This is a genomic window from Rhodococcus pseudokoreensis (genome assembly GCF_017068395.1).
Lineage (GTDB): Bacteria > Actinomycetota > Actinomycetes > Mycobacteriales > Mycobacteriaceae > Rhodococcus_F > Rhodococcus_F pseudokoreensis.
In genome coordinates this window covers 7,345,604-7,366,981 of sequence record NZ_CP070619.1, presented here as the reverse complement: position 1 = coordinate 7,366,981, position 21,378 = coordinate 7,345,604, and the positions used below count along the sequence as shown (strand labels likewise).

The following is a 21,378-nucleotide window of genomic DNA, read 5'->3' as shown; positions in this document are numbered from 1 at the left end:
GTGCCGGGACGAACCCTGACCGGCTCGGTGGAGCCGGTCAGGGGTTCGGCACCGTCACCAGGCCCAGCTCCGACGGATCGACGAGCAACTCGTGGTGCGGAAGCACCCGCACCGTGTACCCGACCGAGCCAGACAGCGGCAGGGCCAGATCGGCGACGAACAACTCCCCCGACTCGTCCGAGGCCGAGTGCGTCATCGGGACCGTGACGATGTCGGTGAGCTCCTCGTCCGGTCCGGCCTTGCCGATCACGGCCTGCACGGTGACGTCGTCGACGGACAGTTCACCGAGGCGGATGCGGGCGCGGAGCACCAGATTCGCTCCGATCTCGGGAGTGTCGGGCAGCCCAGCCCCATCGACCTGCAGCACCGTCACCGCAGGCCACGCCGCCTCCACGCGTCGACGGAACGCGGCGAGTTCGCGGGCGCCGGCGAAGTTCTCCGCCGCCACCGTCCGGGCCGACGCGGCGGCGGGCGCGTAGTACTGGACGGCGTAGTCCCGCACCATCCGTGACGCCAGCACCTTCGGCCCGAGGTTCTGCAGCGTGTGACGCACCATCTCCACCCAGCGCACCGGCAGTCCGTCCGCGCGGTCGTAGAACCTCGGCAGGACGGCGCGCTCGAGCAGTTCGTACAGGGCACTGGCCTCGAGGTCGTCACGCCGGGTCTCGTCGACGACGCCGTCCGCGGTCGGGATGGCCCAGCCGTTCTCGCCGTCGAACATCTCGTCCCACCAGCCGTCGCGGATCGACAGGTTCAGTCCGCCGTTGAGGGCCGACTTCATCCCCGACGTTCCGCAGGCCTCGAGCGGGCGCAGCGGGTTGTTGAGCCAGACGTCGCAACCCCAGTACAGGTACCGCGCCATCGACATGTCGTAGTCGGGGAGGAACGTGATGCGGTGCCGGACGTCGGCGGCGTCGGCGAACCGCACGACCTGCTGGATGAGTGCCTTCCCGCCGTCGTCCGCGGGGTGGCTCTTCCCGGCGACCACCAGCTGTACCGGACGCTCCTCGTCGAGCAGGAGGGCCCGGAGCCGCTCGGGGTCGCGCAGCATCAGCGTCAGACGCTTGTAGGTGGGCACCCGGCGGGCGAAGCCGACGGTGAGCACGTTCGGGTCGAACACCTCGTTCGTCCAGCCGAGCTCGGCGGACGTCGCACCGCGTTCGATCCAGGACGCCCGGACCCGTCGGCGCACCTCCTCGACGAGTTTCCCGCGCAGCGCGTTGCGGGTCGCCCACAGCTCCTCGGCGGACAGGTCCTGCAGCCGCTCCCAGCCGCGGGCCTCCTCCACCAGTTCGGGGCCGAGAATGCGGGTGGCGAGATCGATCCATTCGGGCGCGGCCCACGTGGGCGCGTGGACACCGTTGGTCACCGAGCCGATCGGCACCTCACCGGCGTCGAACCCCTGCCACAGCGGCTGGAACATCTCCCGGCTGACGATGCCGTGCAGCTTGGACACACCGTTCGCCCGCTGCCCGAGACGCAGGCCCATGTGGGCCATGTTGAACACTGACGGATCCGATTCGCGGCCGAGTCCGAGGATCCGGTCGATCGTCAGCCCCGGCAGCAGTGACGATTCGTTCGCCCCGTTGTCGCCGCCGAAGTAGTGCCGCACGAGGTCGGCGGGGAACCGGTCGATTCCCGCGGGAACCGGGGTGTGGGTCGTGAAGACGGTGCCGGCGCGGACCGTGGCCAGCGCCTCGTCGAAGTCGAGCCCGCCGGTGGTGACCAGTTCGCGGATCCGCTCGATGCCGAGGAAACCCGCATGCCCCTCGTTCATGTGGAAGACGGCGGGATCGGGCAGGCCGTAGGCGTGGGTGTAGGCGCGCACCGCGCGGACGCCGCCGATGCCGGCGAGGATCTCCTGTTTGATGCGGTGGTCCTGGTCGCCGCCGTACAGGCGGTCGGTGACGCCCCGCATCTCGGCGTCGTTCTCCGCGATGTCGGAGTCGAGCAGCAGCAGCGGGACGCGCCCCACCTGGGCGATCCACACGCGGGCGCGCAGCACCCGGCCACCGGGGACCGCGACGTGGACGAGGACCGGCGCCCCGTCGGACGACTGCGGCCCGGACTCGGTGAGCAGACGCAGCGGCAGGCCCTGCGGGTCGTGCGGCGGGTAGTGCTCGGCCTGCCAGCCGTCCGCGGTCAGCGACTGCCGGAAGTATCCCGAGCGGTACAACAGCCCGACACCGATCAGCGGCAGTCCCAGATCGGATGCCGCCTTCAGGTGGTCGCCTGCGAGAATCCCGAGGCCGCCGGAGTAGTTGGGCAGCACTTCGCTGACCCCGAACTCCATTGAGAAATATGCGATCCCGCCGTCCAGCGACACTCCCTTGGCCTGCTGGTTCTGATACCAGCGGGGCCGGGACAGGTAGTCGTCGAGGTCGGCAGCGGCGGCGTCGAGCCGGGCCAGGAATGCGACGTCCTCGGCCAGTTCGTCCAGGCGGGCGGGGTCGACCTCACCGAGCATCCGGACCGGGTCGAACTGCACCTGCCGCCACAGGTCCTCGTCCAGCAATCCGAACAGTTCCTGCGTGGCCGGATGCCACGACCAGCGAAGATTGGTGGACAGCGGACCGAGGGCAGCGAGCCGCTCCGGAAGGTGGGCTCGGACAGTGAACCGACGCAAGGCTTTCACCTCGCGAACGATAACGCACTGCGGGCGTCGTTGCGCCGTGTCGGGCCGGGTGGGCGTCAGATCTCCAATACGGACAGGAACCGGTCGACTCCATTACGGTTGAACGGGCGGCCCAGCCCACGAGCCGCCGGCAACTTCCGGCTATGGAACGGAGCCCAGTGTGACAGGTCGACTCGGAATCGACGACGTGGAACCGAACGTCGGGTGCGGCCGCTTTCCCGCCAAGGCCGTTGTGGGTGAGGTGTTTCCCGTCCGGGCAACCGTGTGGCGCGAAGGTCACGACGCCGTGGCCGCCACACTCGCGGTGCGGGGGCCGCGCACTGCTTCTTCGGGCGGCTCGGCGACGTTCCGGATTCCCATGACCAGCGGTCCGGTGCCCGACACCGTCGACGGCTCCTTCACCCCGACCGGCGAGGGTCTCTGGACCTTCCGCATCGAGGCCTGGAGCGACCCGGTCACCACGTGGAAGCACGCGGTCGAGGCGAAGCTGGCGGTGGGGCAGGGTCCGGCCGAACTGGCCAACGACCTCGAGATCGGTGCGCGGTTGTTCGAGCGTGCCGCGAAGGGCGTCCCCCGCGCGGACCGTTCACGGCTGACCGGGGTCGCGGCGTCGCTGCGTTCCGACCGTCACCTCTCCGAGCGGGTGGCTCCGGCGTTCGGATCCGACGTGACAGAACTGCTCCGCGCGCACCCGCTGCGCGAACTGGTCACGAAGAGCGAGGCGCACACCGTGCTCGTCGATCGCACGCGTGCCCTGTTCGGGTCGTGGTACGAGTTCTTTCCGCGATCCACCGGCGGCCGGGACGAGAACGGCAGGCCCCGGCACGGCACGTTCGCGACGTCCGCGGCGGCCCTTCCCCGCATCGCGTCGATGGGTTTCGACGTGGTGTACCTGCCGCCGATCCACCCGGTCGGAAAGGTCAACCGGAAGGGCCCCAACAACACGCTGACCCCGGGCCCCGAGGACGTCGGTTCGCCGTGGGCGATCGGCTCGGACGAGGGCGGCCACGACGCGATCCATCCCGAACTCGGGACGATGCGCGATTTCAAGGCGTTCGTCGCTGCCGCCCGGAAGCTGAACCTGGAGGTGGCGATCGACCTGGCCCTGCAGGCCGCACCGGACCACCCGTGGGCGAGGAAGCACCCGGAATGGTTCACCGTCCTCCCCGACGGCACCATCGCCTACGCCGAGAACCCGCCGAAGAAGTATCAGGACATCTACCCGGTCAACTTCGACGACGACCGCGACGGCATCTACGCGGAGGTCCTGCGGGTCGTGCGGCACTGGGTCGCGGCGGGCGTCAAGATCTTCCGGGTCGACAACCCGCACACCAAACCGGCGGACTTCTGGGAGTGGCTGATCGCCGAGGTGAAGAAGTCGGATCCGGACGTCCTGTTCCTGTCCGAGGCGTTCACCCGGCCGGCGCGACTGTACGGTCTGGCCCGCCGCGGGTTCACGCAGTCCTACACGTATTTCACGTGGCGGACCGCCAAGTGGGAGCTGACGGAGTTCGGCAAGGAGATCGCCGCCAAGGCCGACGAGGCGCGCCCCAACCTCTTCGTCAACACCCCGGACATCCTGCACGAAAGCCTGCAGACCGGCGGTCCGGGAATGTTCGCACTGCGTGCCGCACTGGCGGCGACCCTGTCGCCCACGTGGGGCATGTACTCGGGATACGAACTGTACGAACATGTTCCGGTGCGTCCGGGCAGTGAGGAGTACCTCGACTCGGAGAAGTACGAGTTGCGTCCCCGCGACTTCGAGGGAGCGGCCGCCCGCGGCGAGTCGCTGGAACCGTGGATCACCGCGCTCAACCGGATCCGCAGGCAGCATCCGGCGCTGCAGCAGTTGCGCAACATCCATTTCCACCACGTCGACAACGACGCCCTGATCGCATATTCCAAGTTCGACGCCACCACCGGCGATGCCGTGCTGACGGTGATCAATCTCAACCCGTACGGCGCCGAGCAGGGCAACGTGTGGCTGGACATGCCGGCGCTGGGCCGCGACTGGCACGACCACCTGACCGTGCTCGACGAGGTCACCGGGGAGCAGTATCACTGGGGGCAGACCAACTTCGTGCGCCTCGAACCGTGGCGGGCCGTGGCCCATATCCTGGCATTACCGTCGATTCCCTATCCGGCCAGAACGAAGCTGGCCTACCGCGGAGGTACATAGTGACCGTCGAACCGCCTGTCGCCATCGCACCCGACGCCGCCGACCTCGACCTGCTCGCCCGGGGTGAGCACCACAACCCGCACTCGATCCTGGGTGCGCACCCGCACCCCGAGGGGACGGTGATCCGCGCGCTGCGCCCCTACGCGGAGGCCGTCGACGCCGTCATCGGTGGGACGAGTTTCTCGCTGGAGCACCTCGCGCACGGTGTGTGGGGGGCGCTGGTGCCGTACCGGGATCTGATGGACTACCGGCTGTCCACGACGTGGCCGGGTGGTCACAACGACGTCTCCGCCGACGGCTACCGGTTCCTGCCCACGCTCGGCGAACTCGACCTGCACCTGTTCGGCGAGGGCAGGCACGAACGGCTGTGGGAGATCCTCGGCGCGCACCGCCGCCGCTACGACACCCCCGACGGCACCGTCACCGGCACCTCGTTCGCCGTGTGGGCTCCCAATGCCCGCGGGGTGAGCGTGATCGGCGATTTCGACGGGTGGAGCGGCCGGAACTTCCCGATGCGGGTGCTCGGATCCACCGGGGTGTGGGAGTTGTTCGTCCCCGGCATCGAGGTCGGCGACCTGTACAAGTTCCGGGTCCACGGCCCCGACGGCACTGTCCGCGACAAGGCCGACCCCATGGCCTTCGCGACTGAGGTCCCTCCCGCGACCGCGTCCCGGGTGTCGGTGAGCACGTACGAATGGAACGACGCCGACTGGCTGGCCCAGCGGGCGGCCACCGAACCCGCGCAGTCCCCGATGAGCGTGTACGAAGTTCATCTCGGCTCGTGGCGGCCCGGGCTGAACTACCGCGAGATGGCCGAGCAACTCGCCGCCCACATCACGGAGACGGGGTTCACGCACGTCGAACTGCTGCCGGTCGCCGAGCACCCGTTCGGCGGGTCCTGGGGATACCAGGTGACGTCGTACTATGCGCCCACGTCACGCTTCGGCTCCCCCGACGACTTCCGGTGGTTCGTCGACCACCTGCACGCCGCCGGCATCGGCGTCATCGTCGACTGGGTGCCCGCCCACTTCCCCAAGGACGAGTGGGCGCTGGCCCGGTTCGACGGCACACCGCTCTACGAACACAGCGATCCCCAGCGCGGCGAGCAACTCGACTGGGGAACGTACGTGTTCGATTTCGGGCGACGCGAGGTCCGCAACTTCCTCGTCGCCAACGCGCTGTACTGGCTCGACGAGTTCCACGTGGACGGTCTGCGTGTCGACGCGGTCGCGTCGATGCTGTACCTCGACTATTCGCGGCCGGAGGGCGGCTGGACACCGAACATCCACGGCGGCCGGGAGAACCTGGAAGCGGTCGCGTTTCTGCAGGAGACCAATGCCACGGTCCACAAGCAGCACCGCGGGGTCGTCACCATCGCCGAGGAGTCGACGGCGTGGCCGGGTGTCACCCGTGCGACCAACGTCGGCGGTCTCGGGTTCAACATGAAATGGAACATGGGGTGGATGCACGACACCCTCGGGTTCCTGGCGCACGACCCCGTCCACCGCAGCTATCACCATCACGAGATCACGTTCTCCCTGATGTACGCGTGGAGCGAGAACTATCTGCTCCCCATCAGCCACGACGAGGTGGTGCACGGCAAGGGCACGCTGTGGACGCGGATGCCCGGCGACGACTGGTCGAAGGCCGCCGGCGTGCGGGCCCTGCTGGCGTACATGTGGTCGCACCCCGGCAAGCAACTGCTGTTCATGGGTCAGGAGTTCGGGCAGACCGCGGAGTGGTCCGAGGAACGCGGACTCGACTGGTATCAGCTCGACGACCCGTACACCGGCGGCTTCCACCGCGGCCTGCTCCGCCTCGTCCACGACCTCAACGCCACGTACCGCGAGCACCCGGCCCTGTGGACGCTCGACACGTCACCGGGCGGGTTCTCCTGGATCGACGCCAACGACACCGCGAACAACGTTCTGAGCTTCCTGCGTTACGGCACCGACGGGTCGATTCTGGCGTGCCTGTTCAATTTCTCGGGTTCCGCGCACGCGAATTATCGTGTCGGCTTGCCAGAACGGGGCGAATGGCGTGAAATTCTCAACACCGACGCCGAGGTCTACGCAGGATCGGGTTGGGGAAATCTCGGTGCGGTGACGGCAACTTCGCAGCCGTGGCACGGCCGTCCCGCCTCGGCAGAGGTGGCACTGCCCGCGAACGGCGCGATCTGGATGAGTCTGGAGCGTTGATGAAGGCACGGCCTTGCTGATCCGACGTCGGCTGTGGGCTGCGAGCTTGGGCGTTCTGGCCGCGACTGCGGTCGTGCTGTCGGGGTGCGCGCGTTCGGTGGACGGCGAGGCCGCGTCCATCTACGACGATCCGTTCAAGGTGGCGGGCCTCGATGCCACATCGGGTCCGAGCGGTGCCCGCAAGAGCGCACCCGACGCCGATCTCCCCGTCACCGGCACCGACGGCGGGGAGATCGACACGATGGCCGCCAACGCGGTGAGCGACATCGAGAGTTACTGGCGCACCGAGTTCCCGGCGCTGTTCCAGCGCAAGTTCGAGCCGGTGGAGGAGCTGATCTCCTGGGATCCGCGGGATTCCGACGGCCCCCGGTTCTGCGGAGACAGCACCGAGGAACTTCTCAACGCCGGCTACTGCAGCACCGACCACACCATCGGCTGGGACCGGGCGCTGCTGCTGCCGGAGGTCGTGGAGAAGTTCGGCGTCGTCGCCGCCGTCTTCGTGCTGGCACACGAGTACGGGCACGCCGTCCAGACGAAGGCCGGAATCGCCGACGAGAACGTGGGCGGCGGGATCGTGCGGGAACAGCAGGCCGACTGTTTCGCGGGGGCGTTCATGCGGCACATCGCGGAAGACAAGGCGCCCCATTTCACGCTGAACACGTCGGACGGGCTGAACAAGGTGCTGGCGTCGGCGGTGGCGATCGGTGACACCGACCCGAACGATCCGGACAACGTGCACGGCTCGGCGTTCGAACGTGTCACCGCCACCCAGATCGGGTTCACGGACGGCCCCGCAGCGTGCACGCGCATCGACGAGAAGGAGATCGACTCACGCCGCGCGGATCTGCCGCAGCGGTTCGCCGACGACAGCGACGACGGCGAACTTCCCGTCACCGACGAGTCCGTCGAGGCGTTCTTCACGTCGTTCCAGCAGATCTTCGATCTCAGCGATCCGCCCACGCTGCAACTCGACGGCGCCGACCTCGATTGCGCGGACGCCGACGTGACGGAACCGGTGTCGTACTGCCCGGCCACCAACACGATCGGGGTCAGTGTCGACGCCCTCGCCGAACGCGGCACACCGGGACGCCCGGGACGCCGTGAGCTCTTCCAGACCAAGCTCACCGGCGACTACAACGCGTACGTCCTGCTCGCCTCGCGGTACACCCTGGCGCTGCAGCGGGACCGGGGCGACGATCTGCACTCACCACAGACCGCGCTGCGGGCCGCCTGCCTGTCCGGTGTCATCACCGGCGCGCTGAGCCCGGCCAGTCCGGCCACGCTGGCGGAAGGCAGCGTGTGGTTGTCCCCCGGCGACCTCGACGAGGCGGTCTCGGGGCTGCTCACCGACGGACTCGCCGCCAGTGACGTGAACGGGGAGACCGTGCCGAGCGGATTCTCCCGGGTCGACGCCTTCCGCACCGGCGTGCTCGGCGGCGAGCAGGCCTGCGAGGGCCGGTACCGCTGACCGGTCGCCGGCTCAGATCTCCCGGTAGCCCAGCGCTGCGGAGATCCGTCCGGCGGCCCGGCACACGACCGGCACCAGGCCGCGCATCCGCTCGTCGGGCATGTACGGGCTCGTCGCCGACACGCTGATCGCGCCGACGATCGCGCACGACGCGTCCCGCACCGGGGCCGCGACGCAGCGGATTCCGGGTTCGTTGTCCTCGAGGTCCATGGCCGCCCCGATCCGCGCGTAGTCCTCCATCCGCTTACGGAAGTCGGCGTGCGCGCCGTGTCCGCGGGCCGGGGGTCGCGGAGCCTGCGCGGCGTCGCTCTCGTACAGCGCATCCCAGCGCTCGGCCGAGTCGAGCAGCAGGGCCTTCCCGACCCCTGCGCGGGTCAGCGGCATGCGGTGACCGATGCGCGAGCGCATCTCGGCGCCGCGCGATCCGGGCAGCTTGTCCAGGTACAGCACCGAGCCGCCGTCTTCGACTGCCAGGTGCACGGTGTCGTGCACGTGCGCCGACAACTCCTCGAGGATCGGGCGCGCGACCACGGGCAGCGGGTTGCCGTGGAGTGCCTTGAAACCGAGTTCGATCAGCGTCGGGCCGAGCGTGTAGCCGCGGCTGCCGCTGCGCAGATACCCCTCGTGGACCAGCAACTGCACGAGCCGGTGTGCGGTGCTGCGCCCCAGCCCGGTGTGATCGACGACCGCGCGGAGATCCTGCGCGCCGTCGGAGACGGCACGGATGACGGCGAGCCCCCGGGCCAGGGTCTGGGTGCCGGGCGGAATGTCGTTCGTCGGTTCGGTCACACCCCCATTGTCCCACATATGGGGACCGTGTTCGTCATTATGGGATTTGCGTACGATAGTGGTTTGCGTGATCCAGAACACCCTCGACACATCACCACCGCGCCTGATCGCCCTCGACTGGGGCACGTCTTCGCAGCGCGCCTGGCTCCTCGGCGACGGCGGCCGCATTCTGGACGTTCGCAGGCCCGACTTCGGACTGCTCGGCACAACCGGAGACGACCCGGAATCGCGCACCCGCGCCTACGAGGCCGCGTTCGACGAGGCCTGCGGCGACTGGATCGCGGCCGCCCCCGATCTGCCCGCGATCGCGTGCGGCATGGTGGGCAGCGCCCAGGGCTGGCGTGAAGCCGGCTACCTGACGACCCCGACCGATCTCGCCATCGGCGCCGGCGATCTGACTGCGGTCCCCCACCCGCGCGGAGTTCTGCACCTCGTGCCCGGCATGCGCGTCGCCTCCGCCGCCGACGGTTCGGTGCCCGGCGACGTGATGCGGGGCGAGGAGACGCAGATCATCGGGGCCCTGGGCCTGCTCCCGCCGACCGACGGTCCGCTGACCATCGTGCTCCCCGGAACGCACAGCAAGTGGGCACGAGTCGAGGACCACAAGATCGTCTCGTTCGCCACGGCGATGTCCGGCGAGTTGTACGGCCTGGTGATGGCTCACGGCATCCTCGGCCGCACCGCAACCACCGGGGTGCGGGACGACGCCGCCTTCGGTCGCGGCCTCACCACGGGAACGTCGGTACCGTCACGCGGATTGCCCGCCGAGTTGTTCGGGGCGCGAGCGCTCGTGCTCGACGGACTCCTCGATCCGGCGTCGCTTCCCGACTACGTCTCCGGCGTGATCATCGCCGACGAGGTCCGGCACCTCCTGCCCCACTACGCCGCCGGACATCGAATCCTGCTGTGCGGAAACGCCGATCTCTGCCGACGCTATGCGGCGGGACTGCGCGTCCACGGCATGGCCGCCGACATCGTCGCCGAGGAGGCCGCCGCGCAGGGTTTGTGGCGCGTGGCGATCGATGCGGGACTGCTCGACCCGGATGCATCCACCATTCCCGAGAAGGAGACCCTGTGAGTACCTCTGCCACCACGACGACCACCGGATTGATCGCCATCCTGCGGGGCATCACCCCGGAGGAGGTCGTCGCCGTCGGTTCCGCCCTCGTCGACGCCGGCTTCACGACCATCGAGGTCCCCCTGAACTCCCCGCGGCCGTTCGAGTCGATCGAAAGGTTGGCGACGGCCGTCGGCGACGTCTGCGTCGTGGGCGCCGGCACCGTTCTCAGCGTCGACGACGTGGTCCGCTCCGAGGCGGCCGGGTCCCGCATCATCGTCTCCCCCAACAGCGACGTCGAGGTCATCGGCGCTGCCGTCGCCCGGAACCTGCACCCGTACCCGGGAGCGGCCACCCCCACCGAGGCGTTCAGCGCAGTGGGTGCGGGGGCGCGCAGCATCAAATTGTTCCCCGCCGACTCGGTCGGGACGGCGGGGATGCGGGCCTGGCGGGCCGTCCTGCCCGCGGAGGTCGAACTGCTCCCCGTCGGCGGCGTCGACCGGACCAACCTCGCCGAGTGGGCCGCCGCAGGCGCGGGCGGCGCGGGACTCGGCACCTGCCTCTACCGGCCCGGCGACAGCGCCGGCACCGTCCGCGACCGCGCCCTCGCCTTGATGAACATCTGGTCGGCCGACGCCGCCTGAACCGACACCGACGACGACCGGGGCCACCACCACGGCCCCGCACAGGAGGACTCCATGAAGATCAAGTCACTCACCACGTACGCCGTGCCCCCGCGGTGGCTGTTCCTGCGGATCGAGACGGACGACGGCGTGGTCGGCTGGGGCGAGCCGGTACTCGAGGGCCGGGCGGCGTCCGTCGCCGCCGCAGTCGAGGAACTGTCCGACTACCTGGTGGGGCAGGATCCGACGCAGATCGAGGATCTGTGGACGGTCATGTACCGGGCCGGTTTCTACCGCGGCGGCGGTATCCACATGAGCGCGCTCGCCGGCATCGACCAGGCCCTGTGGGACATCAAGGGCAAGGCCCTCGGCGTGCCGGCGTACGAACTTCTCGGGGGCCGTGTCCGGGACCGGATCAAGGTCTACTCCTGGATCGGCGGCGACCGTCCCGCCGACACCGCGAAGGCGGCGCGAGAGGTCGTCGACCGCGGGTTCACCGCGGTGAAGATGAACGGCACGGAGGAACTGCAATACCTGGACTCCTGGGACAAGGTGGACCGGTGTCTCGCGAACGTCGCCGCGGTGCGCGATGCCGTGGGCCCGAACATCGGCATCGGCGTCGACTTCCACGGCCGAGTGCACAAGCCTATGGCCAAGGTGCTGCTGAAGGAACTCGAACCGTTCCGGCTGATGTTCGTCGAGGAACCCGTGCTCTCCGAGCACGTCGACGGTTTCGTCGACGTGCTCCGGCAGTCACCGATCCCGATCGCACTGGGTGAGAGATTGTTCTCCCGCTGGGATTTCAAATCCGTCCTCGCTTCCGGGGCCGTCGACATCATCCAGCCCGACCCTTCGCACTGCGGCGGCATCACCGAGGCCCGCAAGATCGCGCACATGGCCGAGGCGTACGACGTGGCGCTCGCCCTGCACTGCCCGCTCGGACCGATCGCCCTGGCCACGTGCCTGCAGATCGACGCGGGCTGTTACAACGCGACCATCCAGGAACAGAGCCTCGGCATCCACTACAACACGTCGAACGATCTCCTCGACTATCTCGTCGATCCGTCCGTGTTCACGTACGCCGACGGCCAGGTCCGCATCCCGACCGGCCCCGGACTGGGCATCGAGGTGAACGAGGAGTACGTGATCGAACGGGCGGCCGAGGGCCACCGCTGGCGCAACCCGGTGTGGCGGCACAGCGACGGCTCGTTCGCGGAGTGGTGAGGGCAGGAGTGGTGAAGGACATGGTGCAGACCCAGAAGATCGGCCGCCCCTCTTCGGTCGCGGCGCAGGCATCGAAGGCGCGTGTACTCATCGCGGTCATGCTGTTCGTGACCGTCGTCATCAACTACATGGACCGGGCGAACCTGTCGATCGCGATGCCCGCGATCGCGGACGAGATGGACCTCTCCAAGGCCCAGCAGGGTCTGCTGCTGTCCGCGTTCGGCTGGACGTACGCTGCGCTGCAGATTCCCGGCGGCTGGCTCGTCGACCGGATACCCCCGAGAGTGCTCTACCCCGCGTGCCTCATCCTGTGGTCGATCGCGACCGCGTTCATGGGCGTCATCGGCGGGTTCGTGGCGCTCATCGCGTTGCGACTGCTGGTCGGCGTGTTCGAAGCGCCCGCGTATCCGATCAACAACCGCGTCGCGACGGCCTGGTACCCCGAACGTGAACGGGCGACGGTGATCGGCTTCTACACGTCCGGACAGTTCATCGGACTGGCCCTGCTCACCCCGTTCCTGTCCTGGCTGCAGTCCGTGCTGTCCTGGCACTGGGTGTTCATCGTGACCGGAACGGTCGGAGCGGTGTGGGGCGCGGTCTGGTACACGTTCTACCGCGAACCACGCGACTCCCGGGCGAACGACGCCGAGATCGACCTGATCCGCGAGGGCGGCGGACTCGTCGACCTCGTGGACGAACAGCAACCGGAACGTCCGGCCGTGACCCGCACCGACGTCGCGACCGTCCTCGGCAGGCGGAAGTTGTGGGGCATCTACCTGGGGCAGTTCTGCCTCACGTCGACGCTGTGGTTCTTCCTCACCTGGTTCCCCACCTACCTCGTCGAGTACCGGGGCATGGATTACATCAAGTCCGGATTCCTCGCGTCGCTGCCGTTCGTCGCGGCGCTCGTCGGTGTGCTGTTCTCCGGGATGTTCTCGGACTTCCTGCTGCGCAAGGGGGTCTCGCTCGGAGTCGCCCGGAAGGGTCCGATCATCGTCGGACTGCTGCTGACCGTCGCGATGATCGGCGCGAACTTCACCGACTCGACCGCGATGGTGATCGTGTTCCTGTCCATCGCGTTCTTCGGCAACGGACTCGCGTCGATCACGTGGTCGCTGGTGTCGGCGCTCGCACCGGAACGGCTGCTCGGGCTCACGGGCGGAATGTTCAATTTCATCGGCAACCTGTCGTCGATCGCCACGCCCATCGTCATCGGGTTGCTCGTCACCGACGACAGCTTCGCTCCGGGATTCGTCTACATGACCGTGGTGACCGCGGTCGGGATCGCATCCTACGTGTTCCTGGTCGGACGGGTGGAGCGCGTCCGCAGCTGATCACTGTCGACGAAACCGGGGTGAGCGCCGAACGCACTCACCCCGGTTTCTCGTCAGTCCCGGTTCTCCGTCAGTACAGCGCGGCGGCGAGTTTCCGGCGCGCGGTCATGACGACCGGTTCGGCCGGGTCGAACAGTTCGAACAACTCCAGCAGACGGGTCCGCACCCGTGTCCGGTCGTCGCCGGCGCTGCGGGCGACGACCCCGATGAGGCGGGCGAACGCCGCGTCGGGCGCCTGGGAGTAGAGCTCCACGTCCGCTGCCCTCAGCTGGGCGTCGATGTCGCCGGGGGCGGCGTCCGCCGCGGCGACGGCACCGGGATCGACGGACTGCACGCGGGCGAGGAAACGCACCTGCCGGATCGCGCCCTGCGCCTCCGCATTGTCCGGTTCCGCGTCGAGGATCTTCTGGAACTCGGCTTCGGCCGCCGCCAGGTCGCCCTCGTCGAGCGCCGCCTCGGCGGCGACGAACCGCGGGTCCTCCGGTTCGGGCTCGTCCGTGGCGCCGTCACCGGCAGGAGGTCCGGACAGTTTTCCGGCGACCGCCTGCTGGACGGCGGCGAGCCACTGGCGAAGTTGCGGTTCGGGCTGTGCGCCCTGGAAGTCGGCGAGCGGTTGACCACCAGCGATGACGACGACGGTCGGGACGGACTGGACACCGAAGGCCTGCGCGATGCGCGGGTTGGCGTCGACGTCGACCTTGGCGAGCACCCAGGTGCCGCCGGCCTCGTGCGCCAGCTTCTCGAGAAGGGGTGAGAGTTGTTTACACGGCTCGCACCAGGTGGCCCACAGGTCCACGACGACCGGGACCTGCTGGGACCGGACGAGGACCTCCGCCTCGAACGTCGCCTCGGTGACGTCGATGACGGGTGTGAGGCCGGTGCCGCCGGGGGCGGCCGGGGCGGCGCCGTCCCCGGAGGGCGCGGGCGCAGGCGGGGGCGGAGCGGTCGCACGCTCTTTGAGGGCGGAGAGATCGACTGCTCCGCTCATGGCTGCGGCCACTGCTGAGGAACGCGCTGACGGACGAGAACCTGGTCGAGTCACGTCCACCAGTTTGTCACGATTCGAGCGGACGCCGGAATGCGGGCCGTGCCTACCGGGAACTCGGTCAGACGAGCGACGGTTCGCTCTTCACCGTGCTGGTCCGGGACAGCTCGGCCATGCGGCCGGTGCGGGCCGCCCAGACCTCGAACACGACGGTCCCGAACGGCGGGACGCTGGCGACGAGCGCCCAGAACGTGGTGACCAGGTTCCAGCTCAGCTTGCGCGCGGTCCACAGCGAGACGAGCAGGTACAGAACGAAGACGCCGCCGTGGATGGGGCCGAAGATCTTCACGCCGATCTCGTTGCCGTCGGCGGGCAGGTACTTGAAGGCCATGCCGATGAGGAGGCCGAGCCAGGTGAATGCCTCCAGAATTGCGACAAATCGGAAGCGCTTGGCCGTGGTGCTGAGATCGAAGACGTTCGCCATGCCGACCATTGTGCCCGACCATCTACGACAGTCCGTAGTGGTGTGAGGCACACCACCACGGACCGTCGCCTGTCACGCCTTGGGGACGCGGACGATCAGGGCGTCACCCTGACCGCCTCCACCGCACAGTGCCGCCGCGCCCACGCCGCCGCCGCGACGGCGCAACTCGAGTGCCAGATGCAGTGCGATCCGCGCACCCGACATCCCCAGCGGGTGCCCCATCGCGATCGCGCCGCCGTTGACGTTCACGATCTCCGGATCCAGGCCCAGCTCCCGCGTCGACGCGATCCCGACCGCCGCGAAGGCCTCGTTGATCTCCACCAGGTCCAGGTCCTTCGGGTCGATCCCCTCCTTGGCGCACGCCTTCACGATGGCCCGCGCCGGCTGGGACTGCAGCGTCGAATCCGGGCCCGCCACCACGCCGTGCGCGCCGATCTCCGCAATCCAGGAGAGCCCCAGTTCCTGAGCCTTCGCCTTGCTCATCACGACGACGGCGGCCGCGCCGTCCGAGATCTGCGACGCCGACCCGGCGGTGACGGTGCCGTCCTTGCTGAACGCCGGCCGCAACCGGGCGAGCGACTCGGCGGTCGTATCGCCCCGCACGCCCTCGTCGGACCCGACGAGCACGGGATCGCCCTTGCGCTGCGGCACCGGAACCGGCACGACCTCGTCGTCGAAGACCCCGTCCTTCCAGGCGCGCGCCGCCTTCTGGTGCGACGCCGCCGCGAACGCGTCCTGCTCCTCCCGGCTGATCCGCTGCCCGTCCTCCGCGTTCTTCGACTCCGTCAGACTGCCCATCGCCTGATCGGTGAAAATGTCGTACAACCCGTCGAAGGCCATGTGGTCGCGCATCGTGACGTCGCCGTACTTGAACCCTTCCCGCGACTTCTCCAGCAGGTGCGGGGCCCGCGACATCGACTCCTGGCCGCCTGCGACGACGACGTCGAACTCGCCGGCCCGGATCAGCTGATCCGCCAGCGCGATCGCGTCGATCCCCGACAGACACACCTTGTTGATCGTCAGCGCAGGCACGTCCATCCCGATGCCGGCGGCCACTGCGGCCTGCCGCGCCGGGATCTGACCGGCCCCCGCCGTGAGCACCTGGCCCATGATCACGTACTCGACCTGCTCGGGGGCGACGCCCGCCTTCTCCAGCGCACCGCGAATCGCCACGCCACCCAGGTCGGAACCCGACACATCCTTCAACGAACCCAGCAACCGGCCCATCGGGGTCCGGGCTCCGGCGACGATCACAGAACTGGTCACGATTTCCTCCGCGTGAGACGAATGGGCGGGTGCCGGGCGACGGAAGTCACATCCCGACGAGAACTACCGAAACGGTAGCGCTAACGTCGGGACCATGACACAGTCCTCCCCCACCCAGTCCACGTCGCCGCTGTCCTCGGATCTGGTGACCGCCATCGACCACGTCGGCATCGCCGTTCCCGACCTCGACGCTGCCATCGCGTGGTACTCCGAGCACCTCGGCATGGTGTCGACACACGAAGAGGTGAACGAGGAGCAGGGCGTGCGCGAAGCGATGCTGAGCGTCGTCGGCGCTCCCGCGGGCAGCACCGCACTGCAGCTCCTCGCGCCGTTGAACGAGAACTCGACCATCGCCAAGTTCATCGATCGCAGCGGTCCCGGTCTCCAGCAGCTGGCGTACCGCGTCACCGACATCGACGCCATCTCCGCCCAGTTGCGCGAGCGCGGCGTCCGGCTGCTGTACGACGCACCCCGCCGCGGAACCGCCGATTCGCGCATCAACTTCGTCCACCCGAAGGACGCGGGCGGAGTTCTCGTCGAGCTGGTCGAGCCGTCGGCGACCCACTAGAGCTGTGACCGGCCGCCGGGTACCAGGCGCAGAGACAAGTTCTACTTTGCCCAGGTAGATTGGCGGCCATGGTAAACGAGCAGGACCGTGGTTCGATCCCCCTTCCCTTCTCCACCGTGCGTAAGGGATTCGACCGGGACGAGGTACGCAACTACTTCGAGCGATTCGACGCCGAGCTCCGCGTCACTGCCGCCGACCGCGACGCCGCGGCGGCGCAGGCGCGGGACCTCGCCAAGCAACTCGACGACGCGCGGGACGAGATCGACGATCTCCGCAAGGACGTCGACCGCCTGTCGGTTCCGCCGACCACCGCGGAGGGAATGAGCGACCGCATCTCGCGCATGCTCCGGCTCGCGTCGGACGAGGCGTCCGAGGTGCGCGCGAAGGCCGAGGCCGACGCCGCCGAGACGATCTCCGTCGCCGAGCAGGAAGGCGCGCAGCTCCGCGGCCAGTACGAGTCGCTGGTCGCGGAACTCGAAGACCGCCGCAGCGCGCTCGAGATTCAGCACGAGCAGACCATGGCGAAGGCCCGCACGGAGGCGGCGAAGATCGTCGAGGCCGCGCAGTCCGAGCGCGACCGCCTCGCCGCCGAGGCCGAACTGCGTCGCTCGCAGGTGCAGGAAGACTTCGACCTCTCGATGTCCGAGCGCCGCCAGAAGACGATCACGGCGGTGAACGAGCTCGAGGCCACCAGCAAGGCCGAGGCGCATCGTCGACTCGCGGATGCCACGCACGAGGCGGAGCGCAGGCTGCAGGCGGCCACCGACCAGTCGGAGCGCAAGATCGCCCACGCCAAGGAACTCGCGGAGGAGCTTCGCGTGCTCCGCGGCCGGATCCTGGCGCAGCTCTTGGGCATTCGGGGGCAGCTCGACTCGGTTCCCGCCATGTTGGCGTCGGTCAACCGGGAGAGCGAACTCCTGGACGCGCAGCCCGACAGCGCGGCGTCGAAGTCCGAGACGCACCCGGACGAGAACCCGAGCAGCAAGTCGGCACCGAACGGCGCAGCGGACCGCAAGACCGAGTCAGGGTCGAACCAGTCGGTGAAGAAGTCCGCGGACGAGACGGACAACTCGGACGAGGACACCGCGGTGCTGTCCACCGTCGAGAAGAACCAGGCGAACCGGCCTGCGGGTCAGCGGACCGTGAAGGCCGGAAGCTAGGACCACCTGCGGGTGAGGCCCCGGGTGCTGCGTCCCGACCAGCACCCGGTGTGCCAGTGCCGCCGGTCCTCGGCTCCGCCGTATCCGGCGGGCCAGGTGACGAGGTGGGCGACACCGGGCCGGATGTCGTGATCGCAGCCCGGGCACCGGTACGACTTGGTCGCCCGGGCCCCGGGGATGGTGCGGACGATGTAGCTCTCGTCCGCGTCGCCGGCGGGACCGGATTCCTGACGCATCAGCGCACTACCGAACAGCGAGCCCTCGGAGTTGTCCGGGGGCGCGCTGCGGCGTGTGTTCTTCCGCTGCGGTTTACGACGGGGCACGGGTTCAGCCTAGGCCTCAGAAGAGCCGGAACTCGGTGCTCTCGGTGCCGCGCAGCGCTTCGTAGTCGAGCACCAGACACCGGATTCCGCGGTCGGTGGCAAGGGTTTTGGCCTGCGGCTTGATCTGCTGGGCGGCGAAGACGCCACTCACCGGCGCGAGCAGCGGATCGCGGTTGAGCAGTTCGAGGTACCGCGTGAGTTGCTCGACACCGTCGATGTCGCCCCGGCGCTTGATCTCCACGGCGACGGACGCTCCGTCGGCGTTCCGGCACAGCAGGTCGACGGGACCGATTGCGGTCATGTACTCACGCCGGACCAATGTGTAGCCGTTGCCGAGCGTTTCCACGTGTTCGGCGAGCAACTCCTGCAGGTGAGCTTCGACACCGTCCTTCACGAGCCCGGGGTCGACCCCGAGTTCGTGACGGGAGTCGTGCTCGATCTCCTCGATGGTGATCCGCAGTTCCTCACCGGCCTTGTTGGTCACCACCCACAGGGCTTCGGCGTCCTCGACGGAGTCTTCGACGAGCCAGCAGGGCGGGCTCATCCAGTTCAGGGGCTTATAGGCGCGGTCGTCGGCATGGATGCTCACGGAACCGTCGGCCTTGATCAACAACAGGCGACGAGCGGTGGGCAGATGTGCCGTCAAACGGCCTACGTAGTCGACTCGGCATCTGGCAATCACTAGGCGCACCCGCCCACCCTAAGGGATCGTGCCGACTAGTCTCGAATGACTATGCGCAGCCCTCGCCGATCCGTCGCCCCACTGGGGTCGTGGTTGCTGGGATCGCCGGACGAGAGTCCCCGCAGGCGCCGCATCCGTGTCCAGTTGCTGCTGACTGCGCCACTGGTGTTCACCAATCTCGTCGGTGCGGTGATCACCTGCCTGCTCATCAGCGTCGTCGTGCCCGGGCCGAGTGTGTGGGCGAGCGAGTTCGCGATCGCCAACTTCATCGCGGTGCCGGTGTTCGTGCTGTGCGCCGTGCTGATCGGCGTGACGTGGGGCACCAAGCGACTGGTGTCGGATCTGCGATGGGCGACGGAGGACGACGTGCCCACCGACCACGACCGGTCGGCGGCGTTCCGCGCCCCGTGGCGCCTGACCCGGGTCCAGGCGGCGCTGTGGGGCATCGGGTTGGTCTTCTTCACGACGCTGTACGGCCTCATCGATCCCCAGACCATCCCGAAGGTCGCGTTCACGATCGCGATGGCCGGCATCACCGTCTGCGCGTTCTGCTACCTGCTGACGGAGTTCGCGCTCCGGCCCATCGCCGCCCGCGCACTCGGATCCGGCGGACCGCAACCCCGCCGCACGCTCGGCATCACCGGCAGGACGGCGCTGGCGTGGATCCTCGGGACGGGCGTTCCCGTGCTGGGCCTGATGCTCATCGCCATCTTCAGTTTCATCCGCCCGGCGAGCCCGACCAGCCTCGCGGTGTCGATACTCGCGCTCGGCGGTGTGATCCTGCTGTTCGGTCTACTGCTGGTGGTGATCAGTGTGCGCGCCACCGAGGCGCCCATCCGCTCGGTGGCGCAGGGCATGGCGAAGGTGGCAGACGGCGATCTCGATGCCGAGGTCGTCGTGTACGACGGCACCGAACTCGGCGCGCTGCAGACCGGCTTCAACCGGATGGTCGAGGGACTGCGCGAACGGGAGCGGATCCGCGACCTCTTCGGGCGTCACGTCGGGCAGGACGTGGCGTCGCAGGCGCTTCGGCACAACCCCGAACTCGGCGGGGAGGAACGCGACGTGGCGGTGCTGTTCGTCGACATCATCGGGTCCACCACGATCGCGGCCACCCGGTCTCCGGCCGAGGTCGTGGATCTGCTCAACCGGTTCTTCAACGTGGTCGTCGACGAAGTCGACCGGCGGGGCGGGTTCGTCAACAAGTTCGAGGGCGACGCCGCACTGGCCATCTTCGGGGCACCGGTGGCGCTCGACGACCACACCGGTGCGGCTCTGTCCGCCGCTCGGGTCCTGCGCGAACGGCTCACCGCCGAGGTACCGGAATGCGATGCGGGAATCGGGGTGGCGGCCGGTCGCGCCGTGGCCGGAAACATCGGCGCCCACGAACGTTTCGAGTACACGGTGATCGGCGATCCGGTCAACGAGGCCGCGCGGTTGTCCGAACTCGCCAAGAATGTTCCCGGGCACGTCGTCGCGTCCGAGCGGGCGATCGACGCGGCGTCCGAGGACGAAGGCGCGCGGTGGCAATGCACCGACACCGTCACCCTGCGCGGACGTCTGGAGCCGACCACGCTGGCCGTTCCCGCCGAACTAATCCCCGCCGGTTCCGCCGCCGACGATGAGGGCGCCGACTCCGTCGAGTAGCCGGGCGAGCCCGAATTCGAAGGCGTGGGCGGACGAGAACGCGGCGTTGTGGTGTTCCCCCGCGGTGGCCCCGACACGGGCGGCGAGCGGAAACCGCTCGCGGTCGAAGACTTTCTCGAAGTGCGGCGCGACGCTCTGCCACCACTCGCTGTCCGCCTCACCCCGGGCGGCGAGCGCGGCCGCGTCCACCGCCGCCCGCGCCGCGCCCGCGACGAAACTGTCGAGGAGTGTGGCGACGGAGTCCATGTCGAGGTCCGGCAGTCCCAGCCCCTCGACCGCGCGCAGTTCCCGCTCGTACTTGGCCATCCCGCCGGGCCCGAGGACCGGCCTGCTCAGCGCGACGACTCCGAGCATCCACGGGTGCGCGCACAGCAGTTGGAAGTAGTCGTGCGCGGCGGCGGTGAGTCGCTCCCGCCACCCCGCGTCGGTGTCGTCACCCGGTTCGAGTGTGGACAGCACGCGATCGAGCATCACCTCCACCAGTTCCGCCTTCCCGGGAACGTGCGTGTACAGCGACATCGCGCCGACGCCGAGTTCGGCTGCGAGCCGGCGCATCGAGACGGCGTCCAGCCCTTCCGCATCCGCGACGGAGACGGCAGCATCGACGATCCGGTCGAGCGTCAGGCCGGGTTTGCCGTTGCGGGGACGCGAGATCGGCACGCTGCCGCCACCCCACAGCAACTCCATGGTGCGGGCGGGGTCGCCCTCCGGTGTCGCGCTTCTACCCATGCCGAGATCTTCCCACGGCGCCCGGGA

18 protein-coding genes are annotated in these 21,378 nt (G+C 68.9%); 10 read left to right on the top strand and 8 right to left on the bottom strand.

Translation table 11 applies throughout. The features are described 5' to 3' along the window. Positions 1-37: 37 nt before the first annotated feature. Positions 38-2,635, bottom strand: a complete 2,598-nt coding sequence (gene glgP / locus JWS13_RS38735) for an alpha-glucan family phosphorylase (RefSeq protein ID WP_206010565.1) — start codon at positions 2,633-2,635, stop codon at positions 38-40. Between the two features lie 160 nt (positions 2,636-2,795). Here glgP and JWS13_RS38730 point away from each other — a divergent pair, with 160 nt between their 5' ends. Genes JWS13_RS38730 through JWS13_RS38720 form a run of 3 tightly spaced genes read left to right on the top strand, consistent with a single transcriptional unit; the run spans position 2,796 to position 8,480 of the window. Next, entirely contained in the window at positions 2,796-4,814 is a 2,019-nt protein-coding gene (locus JWS13_RS38730) for an alpha-1,4-glucan--maltose-1-phosphate maltosyltransferase (protein ID WP_206010564.1), read from the top strand. Then, positions 4,814-7,012, top strand: coding sequence for a 1,4-alpha-glucan branching protein GlgB (gene glgB / locus JWS13_RS38725; RefSeq protein WP_206010563.1), 2,199 nt, complete (start codon positions 4,814-4,816; stop codon positions 7,010-7,012). The genes JWS13_RS38730 and glgB overlap by 1 nt, the downstream gene beginning before the upstream one ends. A gap of 46 nt (positions 7,013-7,058) precedes the next feature. After that, positions 7,059-8,480 (top strand): neutral zinc metallopeptidase, encoded by a 1,422-nt coding sequence (locus JWS13_RS38720; RefSeq protein ID WP_206010562.1) that lies wholly within the window; start codon positions 7,059-7,061, stop codon positions 8,478-8,480. Between the two features lie 12 nt (positions 8,481-8,492). Here JWS13_RS38720 and JWS13_RS38715 read toward each other — a convergent pair whose 3' ends face one another. Further along, positions 8,493-9,269, bottom strand: a complete 777-nt coding sequence (locus tag JWS13_RS38715; protein ID WP_241032496.1) for an IclR family transcriptional regulator — start codon at positions 9,267-9,269, stop codon at positions 8,493-8,495. Positions 9,270-9,336: 67 nt separating this feature from the next. Between JWS13_RS38715 and JWS13_RS38710 the strand changes: the two genes are divergently transcribed. Genes JWS13_RS38710 through JWS13_RS38695 form a run of 4 tightly spaced genes read left to right on the top strand, consistent with a single transcriptional unit; the run spans position 9,337 to position 13,507 of the window. Beyond that, a complete protein-coding gene (locus JWS13_RS38710; protein WP_206010560.1) occupies positions 9,337-10,347 on the top strand; it encodes a 2-dehydro-3-deoxygalactonokinase in 1,011 nt (336 codons plus the stop codon). Further along, positions 10,344-10,970: a 2-dehydro-3-deoxy-6-phosphogalactonate aldolase gene (locus JWS13_RS38705; protein WP_206010559.1), complete on the top strand. Its 627-nt coding sequence runs from the start codon at positions 10,344-10,346 to the stop codon at positions 10,968-10,970. The genes JWS13_RS38710 and JWS13_RS38705 overlap by 4 nt, the downstream gene beginning before the upstream one ends. Before the next feature lie 54 nt (positions 10,971-11,024). After that, positions 11,025-12,173, top strand: coding sequence for a galactonate dehydratase (dgoD, locus tag JWS13_RS38700; RefSeq protein ID WP_087561067.1), 1,149 nt, complete (start codon positions 11,025-11,027; stop codon positions 12,171-12,173). A 20-nt stretch (positions 12,174-12,193) separates the two neighbouring features. Continuing rightward, on the top strand, positions 12,194-13,507 hold the full coding sequence (locus tag JWS13_RS38695) for an MFS transporter (protein ID WP_206010558.1): 1,314 nt from the start codon (positions 12,194-12,196) through the stop codon (positions 13,505-13,507). Positions 13,508-13,577: 70 nt separating this feature from the next. Here the strand turns inward: JWS13_RS38695 and JWS13_RS38690 are convergent, their stop codons facing one another. From JWS13_RS38690 to JWS13_RS38680, 3 genes are all read right to left on the bottom strand, one after another. After that, positions 13,578-14,495 (bottom strand): tetratricopeptide repeat protein, encoded by a 918-nt coding sequence (locus tag JWS13_RS38690; RefSeq protein ID WP_206010557.1) that lies wholly within the window; start codon positions 14,493-14,495, stop codon positions 13,578-13,580. A 118-nt stretch (positions 14,496-14,613) separates the two neighbouring features. Beyond that, entirely contained in the window at positions 14,614-14,985 is a 372-nt protein-coding gene (locus JWS13_RS38685; RefSeq protein ID WP_206010556.1) for a DUF3817 domain-containing protein, read from the bottom strand. A 63-nt stretch (positions 14,986-15,048) separates the two neighbouring features. Beyond that, complete coding sequence (locus tag JWS13_RS38680; RefSeq protein ID WP_206010555.1) at positions 15,049-16,242, bottom strand: acetyl-CoA C-acetyltransferase; 1,194 nt, start codon at positions 16,240-16,242, stop codon at positions 15,049-15,051. Between the two features lie 94 nt (positions 16,243-16,336). On the opposite strand from JWS13_RS38680, the gene mce reads away from it, so the two are divergent. Continuing rightward, complete coding sequence (gene mce / locus JWS13_RS38675) at positions 16,337-16,810, top strand: methylmalonyl-CoA epimerase (RefSeq protein WP_072946976.1); 474 nt, start codon at positions 16,337-16,339, stop codon at positions 16,808-16,810. 68 nt (positions 16,811-16,878) lie between these two features. Next, a complete protein-coding gene (locus JWS13_RS38670; RefSeq protein ID WP_206010554.1) occupies positions 16,879-17,970 on the top strand; it encodes a coiled-coil domain-containing protein in 1,092 nt (363 codons plus the stop codon). Here the strand turns inward: JWS13_RS38670 and JWS13_RS38665 are convergent. Together JWS13_RS38665 and nucS are read right to left on the bottom strand one after the other, a co-directional pair. Next, on the bottom strand, positions 17,967-18,293 hold the full coding sequence (locus JWS13_RS38665) for an ATP/GTP-binding protein (protein WP_206010553.1): 327 nt from the start codon (positions 18,291-18,293) through the stop codon (positions 17,967-17,969). The two genes, JWS13_RS38670 and JWS13_RS38665, sit on opposite strands and share 4 nt — an antisense overlap. Before the next feature lie 16 nt (positions 18,294-18,309). Next, positions 18,310-18,984 (bottom strand): endonuclease NucS, encoded by a 675-nt coding sequence (gene nucS / locus JWS13_RS38660; protein ID WP_043824264.1) that lies wholly within the window; start codon positions 18,982-18,984, stop codon positions 18,310-18,312. Positions 18,985-19,026: 42 nt separating this feature from the next. Between nucS and JWS13_RS38655 the strand changes: the two genes are divergently transcribed. Then, the gene (locus JWS13_RS38655; protein ID WP_420855061.1) at positions 19,027-20,622 is read left to right on the top strand and encodes an adenylate/guanylate cyclase domain-containing protein; all 1,596 of its coding nucleotides are present in this window, start codon (positions 19,027-19,029) and stop codon (positions 20,620-20,622) included. On the opposite strand, the gene JWS13_RS38650 is transcribed toward JWS13_RS38655, so the two are convergent. Then, positions 20,569-21,351, bottom strand: coding sequence for a TetR/AcrR family transcriptional regulator (locus JWS13_RS38650; RefSeq protein ID WP_206010551.1), 783 nt, complete (start codon positions 21,349-21,351; stop codon positions 20,569-20,571). The two genes, JWS13_RS38655 and JWS13_RS38650, sit on opposite strands and share 54 nt — an antisense overlap. Positions 21,352-21,378: the final 27 nt, after the last annotated feature.

Bases quoted from the DNA above. Each gene is read 5' to 3' on its own strand.
- JWS13_RS38695 (WP_206010558.1), top strand. From the start codon at position 12,194: ATGGTGCAGACCCAGAAGATCGGCCGCCCCTCTTCGGTCGCGGCGCAG.
- JWS13_RS38655 (WP_420855061.1), top strand. From the start codon at position 19,027: ATGCGCAGCCCTCGCCGATCCGTCGCCCCACTGGGGTCGTGGTTGCTG.
- JWS13_RS38650 (WP_206010551.1), bottom strand. From the start codon at position 21,351: ATGGGTAGAAGCGCGACACCGGAGGGCGACCCCGCCCGCACCATGGAG.
- JWS13_RS38685 (WP_206010556.1), bottom strand. From the start codon at position 14,985: ATGGTCGGCATGGCGAACGTCTTCGATCTCAGCACCACGGCCAAGCGC.
- JWS13_RS38690 (WP_206010557.1), bottom strand. From the start codon at position 14,495: ATGAGCGGAGCAGTCGATCTCTCCGCCCTCAAAGAGCGTGCGACCGCT.
- dgoD (WP_087561067.1), top strand. From the start codon at position 11,025: ATGAAGATCAAGTCACTCACCACGTACGCCGTGCCCCCGCGGTGGCTG.
- mce (WP_072946976.1), top strand. From the start codon at position 16,337: ATGACACAGTCCTCCCCCACCCAGTCCACGTCGCCGCTGTCCTCGGAT.
- JWS13_RS38670 (WP_206010554.1), top strand. From the start codon at position 16,879: ATGGTAAACGAGCAGGACCGTGGTTCGATCCCCCTTCCCTTCTCCACC.